The following is a 14,589-nucleotide window of genomic DNA, read 5'->3' as shown; positions in this document are numbered from 1 at the left end:
AGGTTGACGCCAACAGGGTGATGACAATATAAATATTTCTTCTTTCTTCTATTATATTGCCATTTCACATCCTGTAAATTTATTTTCATTCCCAAGCATATATATCATACGTTTTTTATTAATACAATAAACGAATTCAACAGTATTGTATTAATTTGGTTGGCAAGTTCTATTTCGATAGTGAGTTTATGAAAGCATAAACTGCCCCCAAACGTTGAGGATCGGATACGGTGTAATTTTTTCAAAAGCATACGGAGCGGGATTCTCTACAACCGTAATACATGTTTTCATATTGTTAAAACGCTCAAAACCCCTCTTAAGGATGCGATATTCGTATATCTTATTTATGTAATTTATGTTATGGTTTCATATGTTAATTAATTACGATTCATTTAAAAAGGAGGATACATAATGAAAGCAAAGAAACTAATAGCGTTAGCTTTACCTGTTATGTTATTAGTAGGATGTACAACGGACACATATGGACTTACACAGTCAGAGTTCAGAAAAGTGGACAAGGAATTTAAAGCAGATGAAATGATAGAACACATGAAGAAAATGCACTATAAGGACGAAGAGATAGAGAAACAGCTAAGAGGTGCATTAGCGCAATTGGAGTATGAAGAGGAACAAAGAAATGAGAAGAAGTCTAACAAGAAATCAACAAGCGAAACAGAAGTAGATGATAAGGAAGAAAATGCTATCGTGAAGGAAAACCAAGCAGGGTATGGTTCAAAGGGGTTAAAGTCACCGTTATATGTTTCTGCAACAGAATTTCCTGATATGATGTTTAAAGAATTAATAGACCTTAAATACGAAATGAGAGACTTAATTAAAGAATCAAAGGCAATTTCAGAAGATAGATATGAAGGCTCACCAAAGGATACCGTAGTAAGTATTCGTGGTCGGTTAGACGAGTTAGATAGGGTTGTAATACCTAAAAAGTATGCAGACTATGAATACATAATTAAAGAAGGTATAGAAAATATGAGAGACTCTTTACCTAAGATAGAAAAAGCGATTGATAAGTATGAAGATCCTAGTAAGGATAAGAAAAAAATAAAAGAAGAAGTAGACGATGCAATAGATGGATTAGATAGTGGAACTTATACTTGGCAACCCTTCTTTGCCGATATGAATGAGAAAGACCCTACTGCATTAAAAAGAGCAATTAAGTCCAAACAAGATGGTAGCAAGAAGGCTCATGATTCATTTGGAGAAGGTACATCAAGCACAACAGACGAGTCAATTAACTATACACCAAAGAAATAAAAGACCCTACTTGTATGTTTGAACTAAATAATAAGTATAGGCTATAAATAATAGCACTATTAATATTAAAGGAGTATGAGGTATGAAAGCAAAGAAACTAATATGTTTTTTAGCATTTCCACTTATGCTAGTAGCATGGGTAGGATGTTCTAAAGACAATTCAGAAGAGAAGAAGACTGATAATGTAAAAGTTGAAGATTATAAAAAGACTGACAGTGTACAAGATGCAGAGTCAGAAGATAAGAAGGACTCTAAGACAGTAGAGCTACGAGATAAGGATTTCATGAAGACTGTAGATGAAGAAATAGATAAAACACAAGATGCAGAGTCAGTAAGTAAGAAAGAAACTGGTGAAGATAGTAAAGAGGTAACAAGTAAAGAAAAATCAAAAACCGATAGAACATTAGCTGAAGAGCGAGCAAGTGAAGACAAACAAGTAATAAGAGAGGTTAATCCTCCTGTAACTCTAAAACAGTATCAAGAAAATATAGATGAAACTGCTAAAGAGGTAGCAAAGGAGTTACAAGCTACAAAACCAATATTTGCAAAAGATGAAACTTTAAAAGAAAATCAAGTTGAATTAAAGCAACAATTAGGGGTATTCAAGGAAAAGCTTGACAAACTAACAGCTATAGAGCCGCCGAAGGATTATGATTACTATCGAACACAATTAAGAGACGACGTGAAAGTAATTAAACAGTCAATAGACCAAGTATTTGTAGGTTTAGATGAAAATGATATAGAAAAAGCCGAAGCAAACTTAGGGGCTATGTTTGGGTATATTGACACGATGGGTTCTACATTAAATGAGATAAGAGACACACAAAATTAAGTATTCAAAGGGGTATGTGACAATAAAACGTAAAATGGGAGCTTTAGCATTACCTGTTATGTTGTTAGCAGGTTGTACAACAGAGACATATGGACTTACACAGTCAGAGTTACGAAAAGTGGACAAAGAATATTAATCAAGTAAGCTAACGATATAACAAGGAGGTTATTTCATGAGTTATGATACTATTGCATCGCTACAACGTATGCAACAACTACAGCAATCAGAAGCTGCCGCTGGAAAGAGAATTGTCTTGCAACGAATGTTTACGGGATTAGATATAATGTTGTTTATTATGGCATTAATCTTAGGCATCCCTACCTTTTCAATATCTTGTATATTATTTTTAATTTATTATTTCTCAATAACTAAAACATACTTAGTAAAGAATGTAGCTACTGGTGAAAAATTTAGAGTTAGCAAACAAGATTTCAAGCAATATAAAAGAGAATTTAAAGCGAAGGAAAAAGAAGTTAAAAAAATATCTGATTTATAAAGTGTGAAAGTAGGTGTGTTAACTTTATGAAAGTTGTGCGCTCTATATTTAACGGATTTCGTATATTAAGTAAAATCTTTAAACCTATATTAAAGGCATTATCTAAAAGTAAATTTTAATAGTATATAAACAAAAAAGCCGCCCAACAGGACGGCTTTTTTTTACTTCACATACACATAGGCTTCATTTGTTGTTACATAGTATGTTTTACCCTGGCTGTTGTGTACTTTATATTGTGACGATCCATTGACACTTACTTTCGCATCAATTGTAAATCCTAACCCTGCATCCACAGAACCAGCAACATCTTTATCCTGCCAAGAAGCAGAATCATAGAAACGTAGGTTATCTACTTTAGAAACAACACGCTTTCCTACAATAGATGAATCTACTGTACTTTTCTTATTAAACTTCACATAAGATGGATCGTTTTTAATCCATTGCTCACCACCTAAGTTAAGCCATCCGTCCTTTTCTCCCCATACTTGATACGCTTCTGGTTTATTTAACTGACGAATCTTAGAATAGCTTGTACCAGGTCCTTTACGTAAATTAACGTTGTAACCTTCTATATAAGCAATACCATCTGTTACAGCTGTCGGAACTTCTGCTGGCTTAGATGGCTTATCAGGAACTGAAACATCTACACTGGAATTATTGTATGCACGTTGTACATCTGCTCTAAATTGAGCTTCTGAAATGCCATGAGACTTTAAGTAGTCAAGTGGATCTTCATGATCTGTACCACCAAGGTATTTTGTTACATCGTAGTGAGTCCATAATCCTTTTTCTACAGATAAACCACGGTCACGAAGGATTTTAGCAAGTAACTTCACGTATTTATCATAGCTGCGTTTGAATTTCTCGTAATCTGCTGTTTCGCAAAGCTCTACGTGTACAAAGCGTTTGTTTGCACCTGGTCCCCCACCATAAGCAATATATTTAGTATCAGCAATTTGAATCGTTTCATTCCAGTCTACTGCATAGTGAACAAATGCATTTCTCCATGTACGAGTTTCGTATTTTTGAATATTAATAGCTGGAGCTTCTGGAGTTGCTGTAGAATGTGCTACAACGCCCTCATAAGCACCTACACCATTACGGTATGGTTGTTTAGGTAAATCAGGAATAATAAGTGTTCTATCAGCAAAAGCACTTGTAGCAAAAGAACTAGCAAGTGCTAGAATCATAAGTAATGAGATAATATGTTTCATTGTCTTTTTCATTTAGCATCAACATCCTTTTTTATAATTTTGGTGTGGTCAAATAATCCACTTGCTGAGAGTCCAATGATGATTCCTTGAAATACATTCACTTTGATATCTCCGTCCAAAAATAAAACGCCTAGCACAATGCCAAGCGTTAAATTTAATAACGGAACGTATTTTGTTTGTAATCCAACTGTTTTTACAATCTGTGAAAGACCTACTACAATTCCAATCATCATGGCTAAACTAACCATTACATACCACCCCCCTTCAATAACAACGTAAGAACAGCTCCTACAATCCCACCAACAATAAGTCGCAAAATCCAAGTAGTATTTGCACTGATCTTATCTAGCTGCTTATTGATATTGATGATGTCTTTTTCATTACCTGTCGTTCGCATTTCTAAACTTTTAATCTCTAAACGAATGTCCTTAATATCTTGCTTGATTTCTTGAACATCGCTTCTTACTTCTTGTAATCCTTCCACTTTGACCACCTCATTTCAAAATAAAAAGAGAGACTCTTGTCCCTCTTTCGCAAATACTTTTATACTCACACCCTAAATTCCACCTTTGAGTATCAATCCCAAAACTGCCATAACTATAGCGCTAATAACAAGTCGTAAAATCCATGTGGTATTCAGACTGATTTTTTCTAATTGTTTATTGATTGTAGAAATATCTTTTTCATTTATAGTTGTACGGGTTTCTAGGTTACGAATATCTCGCATAATTTCTTTTTGTTCTGCTTTTAGGCTGTCGATTTTTGCATATACGTCTTCCATACATTCACATCCTTTTTTCGAAAAATCTTAATAAAGCAATCTCTACATCCTATGAGACAACCCTATTCGTTGTGAATTTATGAAGGACATTTTTATACCAAAGCCGTATTTTGTTCAAAATAAAAACAGCTTATAGCTGCTCTGGTTTCTCATTTATTAATTTTTGGACTAACTCTTCTAATGTTGCTATTTTGTTGTTCATTAATGTAATTTCTTCATTATGCTTTCTCTCCATTTCTTGTATTCTCTCATTTTGATTTTCTTCATGCTCTTGTAAAGCTTTTATCGTTAATGATACGTATGAATACAAGTGAATTCCTTTCCCACTTTCATCCACAAATGCTTCATCAGATTCATCTACAATTGCACCGTAATACGTTTTGATATCTTCCTTTGTCAATGGAGGATCATAAGGATCTTTTTCTTCTCTCATACGGTAAAGCTCGTTTACCGCATTCTTGTAGTTGAATTGTCTGATTCTAAGGTTTCTAATTTTTTCTAAAGCGGAAAATGCTACGTCACGAATATTAGATTTATATTCACGTAGCGAAGGACTCATAAAGTTTCCTTGAACGGCGCCCCATCCGTTTTGAGTAACAGATGACTTAACTTGGAGAACTCCGGTATATCCTGCTACACGGCTATTACGTAATGTGATATTAGGTAATCTTAAATCTGCATCTGAGCTATTATCTTCGATTGCTAATGTAGATTGATATAGACCACTTTTTCCTCGTCTGAAATGCCAGTTTCCATTTCCAGCATAAAGAGCATGATAGTCGTTTGCGTGTAGAACACTAATTCCGTTTCTGTTAAGCTCCCAAAACACAGATTTTCTTATCTCACTATCAACTATGTCATCAGTAATGCCAATGTTCGCACTAGCCTGAGGCCATCCGGTCCCCATTTGAGATATAAATAAAGTACCTTCAGGAGCGCTAGTTTTTTCATCTGATCCTAAGATGAAAGTGGGTTGTACTGCACCGTCCCGTCTTCGGTAATATCCAAGGAACGCTCTAGGAACACCACTTTCATATAGACGTAGAAATTGGTCGTCTAGGCTTACATAGTTATTGGTATTTGATGTTCTAATTTGGCAACCACTTAACAACCCAGCTTTAATCCAATCTGCGTTAACTTTGCCAACTAAATCTATTCTTGCCGCATTTAGCTTAATATTTTCTTTACTCATATTGAACGCTGCAATGACATCATTTTCTTTTACTGATATGCTAACGCCCTTTTCAGTTAGCTGAAGGCGACTTTCCATATCTCTTACATATCCTGAGGTAGCAAATTGTCCATTCGCTTGTTCTTTTGTATATACCTCTGTTGTTTTGGCTGCTGCATTAATACCTCTCTCATTGATAATAAAACGATTATCAATTTGAGTCACTTTCTGATTGAACTGCTCAGTTGCTAGTTTGTTCGCTAATTCTGCAAGTAGATCTTCTTTATTTTTATTAACCGTATTCTTTAAATCAGGAATCTTAAATCCAGCAACATAATCTTCAACTTGCTTAATCTCAACTTTACCTTCAAGTGCTTTTGCAGTATTTTCCCATCCCGCCTTTGCTTCTTGTAATTGTCTTCCTTGCGCTGTCTGTGTATCTTGTAATAAAGAAACATTTTGTTTAATGGTAGTTGCATCTTTTTCTACAGTAGCAACACGTTTATCGAATCCACTTTGGTTATTTTCTACTTTTGTTATTGTTTCTTTGATGCCATCCACACTTTTTGTAATTTCATTTGTTTTCTTCGTAAATTCATCATTTGTTACTTGGTTTTCTGGGGCTGGCGTCCAATCCTGCGGTTTGTTCCCCTTATACAAGGCAACCCATTCCACAATAGATTTTGTGGTGCTATTTGGAGAGTTATATAAACTTAACTTTCGTTCGTTCCCACTTGTAGCCGTAACAGCTTTGAAGGTTACATAAGTTATTCCATTAGCGTAAACACTTGTTGCATATCCAACATTACTTGAACCGCCATTCTGCCAAATCCCAAATTTTTGACCTGCAGGTACACTCCCTTTAATTACAAAAGTATATTCCTCACCTACAACAAAATTTTCAGTTAGAGAAAATACATTGATTAAATAATCTGTTTTTTCGTATTTAGCATTTGAATCTAATAACAGATTACGTCCACCAGCTTTATCGCTATTAACCTTTGTTTCTACAGTTGTTAATTTTTCACTAATCTTTCCTGCTTGTTCTTTAACTTCAGTTGTTGTTTTCTTAAGATCAGTTGTTGTTTGCTGCACATCAGAAATAGTCTTTTTTGTACCTTCCACAGTTATTTCAACCGTATTTAATTTATTACTAATTTCAGTATCTTTTTTAGTTAACGATTCAATAGAAGTTTTAAATCCATCAGCGGTTTGCTCTGATTTGGCAACACGTTCTGTAAGCTTTCCCTGTTCATTTTGAACATTAGAAACAGAAGTATTTATACCTTTAATAGTAGTATCAATTTCTACTGTTTTTTTAGTGAAATCAGAAATAGCAACTTGGTCTTCTAGTGCTGGTGTCCATGCAGTCGGTACTGTGCCAATTTCTAATTTAGGCTTTTCAATTAATGTGTCCCCAGTGAAATCACGTGCTAAAGCGTAAACTGAAATTTCTTTAATAGTCTTATCCATAACTACAGAAGTAGCTGTGAATCTTTCTTGATTATATTGTTTACCTAGTATTAGACGGCTTTCTACGCGGCAACTCGGATAATGAAATGTATTGTCTGTGAAAGTAATCTTCACTTCAAAACCAGCCCATTTATTTGTTGTACCCCATGCAGTAACTTTACCTGTAAACAGAAAACTCATAGCAAGATTCTTCCCCTGCATTAAAGTAGCTGCATCCTTCGCTACATCAAAATAGGTATGTGGCTTGTTTTCCCCAGTCTTAACCGAATGCGATTTAATAGCTGTATCTAGTAATAGATTTCGGACACCAATTTCCGTATTATCAACTTTTGTTTTTAAATCAGTAAGGTTCTGTTTCGTACCATCTGCCGTTGTCTTAATCTCATTCGTTTTCTTTTCAAGTTGAGACAAACCGTCATTCGTTTTCGTGAGCTCTGACGTCTCGGCTTTCTGTGTAAGAGCTTCGTTTGTTTGACCAATAGATGTATTAACGTCCTTGAACTTCTGAACATTCCCTTGTTTATCAGTTTCATAAATTTGTTTACCTATGAAACCATCTTTAATTTCATCTTTTGTGAAAACACCGGATTTATCAGCCTTATCTTTTAATTGGGCATTAATCCATGTCTGATCTACTTTGCCACTAACCTGCTTTTGAACATCAACTATTTGCCCAGCTATTTCTTTCGCTTTATTTTCTACAGTTTGAACCTTTTGATTTAACTCTGTTTTTGTGGACTCAATATCTTTGTTGACCTGTTCTAATGTTTCTTTCTTCACCTTTTCAACATCAGGAACTACCGGGTCCCAAATACCATCTTTCCAGAGTTTTAAAATACCAGGCTTACCGTTAGAAATATCTAACCATAATGTCTTTCTATCTTTAAGACCTGTTGTCGGTGGATTCTTTGCTTCAATGATTTCCACAGTGTTATTTTTTATGTTTTCTTGAACCTTTTCAGCAAGTGTCTTTGCTGCTTCCGATTCCTTCTTAGCGTTACTAGCTGTTTCATTAGCTTCTTTCACTAATTTATCTAGCTGATCTATCATTTCTTGCTTATTGCCTAATGAACTAAGAATCCGATTGTAAATCTTTCTTGATTCTTCATTTGGATCAACAATCTCACGATAGTCACCAAACACATATTTATCTTGTGTAGGATCAGTAAATGATTCATCACCAGCAATGACACGAGCTTCAAGATATAATTTAGGCGTAAAGCCTGTATCTTTTATTTTGATTGTATCGCCTTCATTAATTAGTTCATGCGCTAATCCAAATACTCGCCCGATGCTTTGTGCTCCAACTTCATACAAAACTGATGTATTTACACGCTTTTTTAACTCTGTATTCATAAGAGTCATTAAACGTTTTGGATTCATATCTTGGTCTTCTGTCTCTGGACTATAGAAACCGAATTTATGCTGTCCTTTCTCATTCCATCTTTGGTAAGCATCACCGTCCACAAGATAAGGGACACCGTTATTTATTTCTGTAATAGTAACAAACTCTCCGCCTTCTTTTTTCACGAAACCCAATAAGGCTGTACAAATATTTTGAGAGTTTTCGATCCGTTTAATTCCCATCAAATCTTTGCCGAGAGTTACTTCTTTTCCTGTTTCTCGACCACGCTTCTTAATCATATCAACATAACGACCAACGACTTGAGAGCCTATGACCTCTGCGCGATATTGGATTTCTAATTCAAACAATGAAGCTATCTTTTTAAGGAGAGTCAATGGATCAATAAATTCATCAATAGTCATGGAACGGAAACTAGCATATTCCAAATTCCCTTTCTTCCACTTCGTACCTGCAAGAGCGATATCCACCATTTCAATTACTGTCTTACCTTCTAGTTTTTGTGGAGGGATAATACCAGCTTTAGCAAGTTGAACCCATTCACCAGATGCATAAGCGATTACTGATCTATCATCAGAATCCTTTTCAATTTCAGTAATTACATAAGGAACAATACGGCCATCACGCACTTCTTTTAATACTAAGTTTTGCTGCATAAGTGTGGCTGAATGCCTTGTATTATCAAATACTCGAAACTCTAATGTATCAATGTTATTTTTGATTTCCCAATGTCTTTTATCATCCCGAAAATCTTTAGGTTGAATAGATGCTACAATTTGTTCTGTTTTAAAATCAACAACATGCAATTCACCACTTGGCGTTCTCATCTGTATCTCTCCCTGTAACTGATTGTCGCTGTAACATCTGGTGGCATAATATCAATACGATTATCTCCACGTATGATCTTAGGAAACTCACTAAAAAAATCTTTTAAGTTAATCGCATCTATTCCGTTGATTGTAACTAAACTTCGTTCTGTATCGATAATCACTTTATCTCCTGTATCGAAAATAAAGGGCTTTGTATTGGAAGGGACTTTGTTTATCTTCCAAATCTTTAAATCATCAATTTGCATGGTATAAACAGGTGTATTTCTATCCCACCGACAAATGGCAATCATGACTTGTGCAATCTTTCTTTCCGTCATCGGATTCCCTGTTTCGTCAATCCAACGTTCAACAAGTGAAGCATCGTCTATTTCTGTACCATCTCTAAAACGTGCCACATAGACAGACCATTCTTTCCCACGTCTTGCAATACGTAATCTTCCATTGAAATTATTAAATGTATTAGGATGAGCACCAGTTGTATCAACTAATTTCCTTATACTATTTGGCGTTCCATTATTCCCAACTCTCATATATGCCTTTGTAATTTCAGCATCCGTATATAAATCATTCATATTAATACGAGCTACAACATTACTCGCTTCATCTAAAAGAAGGACTTCAACACGCCCCATTTGATCTATATTTTTAGATTGCAAGTGAACTCTGGCTTCCATTTCGAAATCTTGAATAGGTCCACCAGGTATACTTTTCTTTGCAATACCGCCATGAAATTCTTTCGTACCTTCTGCACCGTAATATGGACAATAAATCGCTGTTCCATCTTTCACCTTTAGTTCGCCTGTACCCTTCATTTCTTCCACTTGTCCAGTAACAGGAGTCCAACCTACAACGGATGACATTTCATCCCACAACACGCGTTCACGCTCTTGTACAGTTGATTCTTCCACAGTTAATGGATAACCAATACGGAAATAGTTTCGCTCTAAAGGATATGCACCAAACCATACATCTAAAAAAGTGCTTGGTTTTTTCACAATCATTTCAATTATTGGTGGGGCTTCTACGCTTCCTTTATTAGTAAAATTAGAAGTTATTTCTGTAGACCAATTTTGCACAAATGGATGAGTTTGTACTTTTCCTAATTTATAGGGCATCGGACAAATGAATTTCAAAGTACCTTTGCCTAAGGTAACAAAATCATCGGGATTAAATTCTTCGTCAATAACAGCTATATATGTTCTGTCTGGTTTTGCATCAAAAGTTAGCTCGGCTGCTTGTTCAGTAATAAGCCATTCTGCTATTTCTTCTTTTAATGTTTCTAAATCCGTTCCATCTGGAACTATAATTCCAACAGGTACAGGAAGCGGACGGGGATCTGTATCTGTATTTAATAATCTGGCACCTGGATATCCGGGAACCTTTAGAAAATTACGCTTCAAAGGTGCCCATGTTGGCGGACTCCATCCTTTTTCTATTTGAATGCATTCCTTACGTTGATTGTTAAATGTAAAAGAACTCATGCTAACACCTCATTTCTTTATAAAATAAAAGAAACCCAAACCTAAAAGGTTGAGTTTCTTTGTTCTTCTCGTTCTTGATATTCTTTTGTATATCGATAAGTACCGCGCGCCACGTCTCGACCTTCTAAAACAACAGGAACCTCAACAACTAAATCACCACCAAGCATTGGAATTATTCCACCGCTAGATGCTCCTGACGAATAATTAAATACTTGATTCGAAGCACTGTTTGTCATAGCTTGTCTGCTATTTGACATACTTCCATACACACCACTCATAACAGTCTTTAATCCGGATAGTTGGCTCACAGAACTAGCCATCATGCGACTCATGTCACCCATTAATTGATTTATGTCTCCTGATATACTAAATTGTTCTCGTGGCATGGCTGCTACGATTCCAGCACCAATAGCTCCAAGTGTCTTTTTGTTTAAAGGTAAAACGGCTTCATCCCCAGCTTCACCAGCACCTTGCAAGTTTCCGCCATTCATACCAAATATAGTTGGTTTAGTGAAAATACCACCTTTTGCACGCCAATCAATATTGAGTCCAGATGGGAATGTAATATCTTTTCCTAAAACGTTTTTCGTACTAGTTTGTAAGCTAAAGTGTGGAAGAGGTGGCATTTCAGGTTTTGGGATTTTCAACTTTAAACCTTCAAAGAATCCCTTGATTTTATCGATGAATCCCTTTACCCCGTCAACCGCATCTCTTATTGGGTCCATAATAAATCTTTTCGCTGCTTCAAATTTTTCTTGTGCAGCATTCTTTACAGCATCAAATTTCTCACGCGCAGAATTATACAAACTCTCAAACTTTTCTTTAGCTGAATTATAAGCCTCTGTAGCTGGTTGAACTACATATTGCTTCACTAAATTCCAAGCTGAAAGTGTATAGGATTTTATTTTTTCCCAATTTCCTAATATCCAGTTTGCTAAATCTCCAAGTTTTTCTTTCGTTGTATTCCACAATTCTTGCACTGGCTGGATAACATACTGTTTTACCAGGTTCCATCCTGCCAACGTATAAGACTTAGCCAGCTCCCATTGTGAACTTAACCAAGAAACTAAATCACTGAACTTTTCTTTCACTAAATTCCAGGTTTCTTGAACTGGTTGAATGATATATTGTTTAAATAAACCCCATCCAATTTGAGCTGCGGCCTTTGCTATTTCCCATTGTGTACTAAGCCAGTTAACTAACTCGCCAATTTTTCCGCTTACCCAATTGTAAGCTTCTTGTATTGGTTGAATAATATATTGACTGATTGCCGCCCAAGCAATTTGCACTCCAGCTTGAATCAGTAACCAACCAGCTTCTAAAACAGTAGAAACCGCCGAAATAATTGGATCTAAAACAGTAAGAATAGTATTCCAAGTTTCTTCCCAAGCTTGTACGAGTGTTCCCCACAATTCGGATGCCGTTGTAACTAAAGAAGACCACCAGGAAGAAGCTGTTTCAACAATTCCAGACCATAAGCTGCTAAAGAATTCACCTATTGGATCAAAGAAACTATGCATCATTTCAGTAAATGAAGCCCAAGCACCTGAAAAGAATTCAACAATAAAATTCCATGTACTACTACATATTTCGCCAATCCCTGTCCATAAATCACTAAAAAACTGACCTATTGGATCAAAGAATGAGTGCATGGTTTCTAAGAAAGAAGTCCATGCTTCACTAGAGGATTGAACTATCCCATCCCAAAGTTCTATCAAATATTCTTTAATAGAATTCCAGGCTTCTATGGTCCAATTTTTTATATCGTCCCAGTTTTTATAAATGGCAATTCCTATAGCTGCTAAAGCTGCTATAAGAAGAGGAATACCGGCAACAAGTCCAACTGCTGCTAAAGCTCCAATCTCAAAGAAGCTCATGACTGTCATGACTATAGGAGCAAGTGCCATAATTGCACCTGAGATTATACCAATAGCCATTGCAACAGCTGTTAATGTGGCTGCTAATTTAGGATTGTTAGAAATCCATTCAGCTACTTTGGAAATAACATCAGCTATAACACTAAGAACAGGTTTGAGTGCAACTTGTAAATCTTGCATTGCTTTTTGAAACTTAACTGCTGGACTTGCATCCATTTTTTTTATGGATTCATTTAATTTATCCTGATTCTTCTGGAAGTCTACTGTTTTTTCTGAAGCGTTTATTAAAGTATTAGTTAGATTTTGTCCTTGGTCTTCAAACATAGTGGCTAGAACTTTAACCCCTACTTGATTCTTTTTAACAGGATCTTCTATTCCTTCTATCGCTTTAGCTACTTCCACCATAGCTTTCGAACCGTCACTTCCACCTTTAGCGACAGCTGCACCCCATTTTTCTATTTGTTCAGTTGCAATGCCTGACCCATCAAGTGCTTCTTTTAAAGCTTTATCCGCACCTTGAGCAAATTCAGTTAGTTGGATTCGCCCCTCCTTCAGCCCATCTAACATATTGTCGATATTCCAACTACCCGTTTCAACCCCCGCTTCCATAATCGCTTGGACTTCTTCAGCTTTAAAACCTGCACGAGTCAGCTGACTTCCGTATTCGGCAATGATATCTAGTTGCTCTGGTGGGAATCCCATTTTTAACAACGCATCAACCATACCAAGAGCACTTTCTTGAGTTATCCCTAATTCACTACCTATTTCGTATGTTTCTTGAATTAATTCTGTAAAATCTATTCCTTCATAGGATTGCGCGATTGTTGCTGCTCCCTTTACTATAGATGCATTCGCTTCATCACTAATGTCTTTATTTAAAGCCCATTGTCTACGTACACCAGCAAGCGATTCTTCAGCATCCACCCCATAAGCGGTTACGCCTCTTATTGCTTCTTCCACTGATTTTTTAGAGGACTCTGGAACATCGAATGTTATATCAATCTTAGTTTTCAACTTTGACATATCCATTGCTTTTTCAATCGCAGTTGCAATACCACCACCGGCAGCCATACCACCTATGACGTTTTCTAATCCTACCTTTAGTCCTTCAAACTTCTTCTCTGTTCTTCCGGCTTCTTGTTGTAAATCTCTTAACTCATTTCGTACTTGTTGTATTGAGTTTCCAGCATCCACAGAACGAAGTGCCCTTTGTAATTTTTCAATATCAGCTTCTGTTCCTAATGCTTCTCGCCCAATAATCCCAATTGCTTGTTCTAGCTGTCTACTTGTAGCCGTTCCACTTTTAATTGCATTCACAAGACGATTACCTAATGCACTAGCAAAATCATCAACGCTTTTCCCTGTAGCGTGGAATAAAGTTTCTAACTGCCTGGTTGAACTTGCTACACTTTCCTGTTCGGCTTTCATATTACCAAGTTTGTTTTTTAAGCCATTAAGTGACCCTTCTGTAAATTCAATTTCACGCCTAAACGCACGATATTGTTCTTCAGAAATCTTACCGTTTTGAAATTGGGCCTGTACTTGTTGTTCAGCAGCCTTTAACTTATCTAGTTTTTCAGTTGTATTCTCAATTTGTTGTGTTAATAATTTTTGTTTTTGCGCTAATGCTTCCACATTACCTGGATCAAACTTTAGCAACCGTTCAACATCTTTTAGTTCTTTTGCCAAAGAATCACTTTGCTTATTAACATCTTTTAGAGCATTTTGTAACGGTTGAGTATTCCCACCGATTTCTATCGTAATCCCTTTAATTCTTCCTGCCATATTTTCACCTCATT

Annotated in this window: 10 protein-coding genes; 3 read left to right on the top strand and 7 right to left on the bottom strand. The window is 36.0% G+C overall.

Going from position 1 to position 14,589, the window contains the following annotated elements; all coding sequences use genetic code 11:
• Positions 1–411 precede the first annotated feature (411 nt).
• The 3 genes from AC1DS7_RS26480 to AC1DS7_RS26470 all read left to right on the top strand — a co-directional run bounded on the left by AC1DS7_RS26480 (position 412) and on the right by AC1DS7_RS26470 (position 2,600).
• Entirely contained in the window at positions 412–1,272 is an 861-nt protein-coding gene (locus AC1DS7_RS26480) for a hypothetical protein (protein ID WP_181777912.1), read from the top strand.
• Between the two features lie 82 nt (positions 1,273–1,354).
• A complete protein-coding gene (locus tag AC1DS7_RS26475) occupies positions 1,355–2,104 on the top strand; it encodes a hypothetical protein (RefSeq protein ID WP_113936838.1) in 750 nt (249 codons plus the stop codon).
• A 172-nt stretch (positions 2,105–2,276) separates the two neighbouring features.
• The gene (locus AC1DS7_RS26470) at positions 2,277–2,600 is read left to right on the top strand and encodes a hypothetical protein (RefSeq protein WP_113936837.1); all 324 of its coding nucleotides are present in this window, start codon (positions 2,277–2,279) and stop codon (positions 2,598–2,600) included.
• A 161-nt stretch (positions 2,601–2,761) separates the two neighbouring features.
• On the opposite strand, the gene AC1DS7_RS26465 is transcribed toward AC1DS7_RS26470, so the two are convergent.
• From AC1DS7_RS26465 to AC1DS7_RS26435, 7 genes are all read right to left on the bottom strand, one after another.
• Positions 2,762–3,826, bottom strand: a complete 1,065-nt coding sequence (locus AC1DS7_RS26465; protein ID WP_113936836.1) for an N-acetylmuramoyl-L-alanine amidase — start codon at positions 3,824–3,826, stop codon at positions 2,762–2,764.
• Positions 3,823–4,062 carry a holin gene (locus tag AC1DS7_RS26460; RefSeq protein WP_113936835.1) on the bottom strand — a complete coding sequence of 80 codons (240 nt, stop codon included), beginning with the start codon at positions 4,060–4,062 and terminating at the stop codon, positions 3,823–3,825. The genes AC1DS7_RS26465 and AC1DS7_RS26460 overlap by 4 nt, the downstream gene beginning before the upstream one ends.
• Positions 4,062–4,298 (bottom strand): hemolysin XhlA family protein, encoded by a 237-nt coding sequence (locus AC1DS7_RS26455; RefSeq protein ID WP_113936834.1) that lies wholly within the window; start codon positions 4,296–4,298, stop codon positions 4,062–4,064. Before AC1DS7_RS26455 ends, AC1DS7_RS26460 begins: the two co-directional genes overlap by 1 nt.
• A gap of 72 nt (positions 4,299–4,370) precedes the next feature.
• Positions 4,371–4,595 carry a hemolysin XhlA family protein gene (locus AC1DS7_RS26450; protein WP_002066685.1) on the bottom strand — a complete coding sequence of 75 codons (225 nt, stop codon included), beginning with the start codon at positions 4,593–4,595 and terminating at the stop codon, positions 4,371–4,373.
• A 130-nt stretch (positions 4,596–4,725) separates the two neighbouring features.
• Complete coding sequence (locus tag AC1DS7_RS26445; protein WP_476999299.1) at positions 4,726–9,429, bottom strand: phage tail spike protein; 4,704 nt, start codon at positions 9,427–9,429, stop codon at positions 4,726–4,728.
• Complete coding sequence (locus tag AC1DS7_RS26440) at positions 9,426–10,913, bottom strand: distal tail protein Dit (protein WP_113936832.1); 1,488 nt, start codon at positions 10,911–10,913, stop codon at positions 9,426–9,428. The genes AC1DS7_RS26445 and AC1DS7_RS26440 overlap by 4 nt, the downstream gene beginning before the upstream one ends.
• A gap of 41 nt (positions 10,914–10,954) precedes the next feature.
• Positions 10,955–14,575, bottom strand: coding sequence for a phage tail tape measure protein (locus AC1DS7_RS26435; protein ID WP_476999298.1), 3,621 nt, complete (start codon positions 14,573–14,575; stop codon positions 10,955–10,957).
• Between the last annotated feature and the right edge of the window lie 14 nt (positions 14,576–14,589).

The sequence above is a fragment of the Bacillus sp. P4_E1 genome, assembly GCF_056401715.1.
Note: the sequence above shows the minus strand (reverse complement) of the source record. Positions and strands in the feature narration are given on the sequence as shown.

What these genes read in the sequence shown, in the direction of transcription:
- AC1DS7_RS26445 (WP_476999299.1), bottom strand. Translation starts at nt 9,429, where the DNA reads ATGAGAACGCCAAGTGGTGAATTGCATGTTGTTGATTTTAAAACAGAA.
- AC1DS7_RS26470 (WP_113936837.1), top strand. Translation starts at nt 2,277, where the DNA reads ATGAGTTATGATACTATTGCATCGCTACAACGTATGCAACAACTACAG.
- AC1DS7_RS26450 (WP_002066685.1), bottom strand. Translation starts at nt 4,595, where the DNA reads ATGGAAGACGTATATGCAAAAATCGACAGCCTAAAAGCAGAACAAAAA.
- AC1DS7_RS26460 (WP_113936835.1), bottom strand. Translation starts at nt 4,062, where the DNA reads ATGGTTAGTTTAGCCATGATGATTGGAATTGTAGTAGGTCTTTCACAG.
- AC1DS7_RS26465 (WP_113936836.1), bottom strand. Translation starts at nt 3,826, where the DNA reads ATGAAAAAGACAATGAAACATATTATCTCATTACTTATGATTCTAGCA.
- AC1DS7_RS26480 (WP_181777912.1), top strand. Translation starts at nt 412, where the DNA reads ATGAAAGCAAAGAAACTAATAGCGTTAGCTTTACCTGTTATGTTATTA.
- AC1DS7_RS26475 (WP_113936838.1), top strand. Translation starts at nt 1,355, where the DNA reads ATGAAAGCAAAGAAACTAATATGTTTTTTAGCATTTCCACTTATGCTA.
- AC1DS7_RS26435 (WP_476999298.1), bottom strand. Translation starts at nt 14,575, where the DNA reads ATGGCAGGAAGAATTAAAGGGATTACGATAGAAATCGGTGGGAATACT.
- AC1DS7_RS26440 (WP_113936832.1), bottom strand. Translation starts at nt 10,913, where the DNA reads ATGAGTTCTTTTACATTTAACAATCAACGTAAGGAATGCATTCAAATA.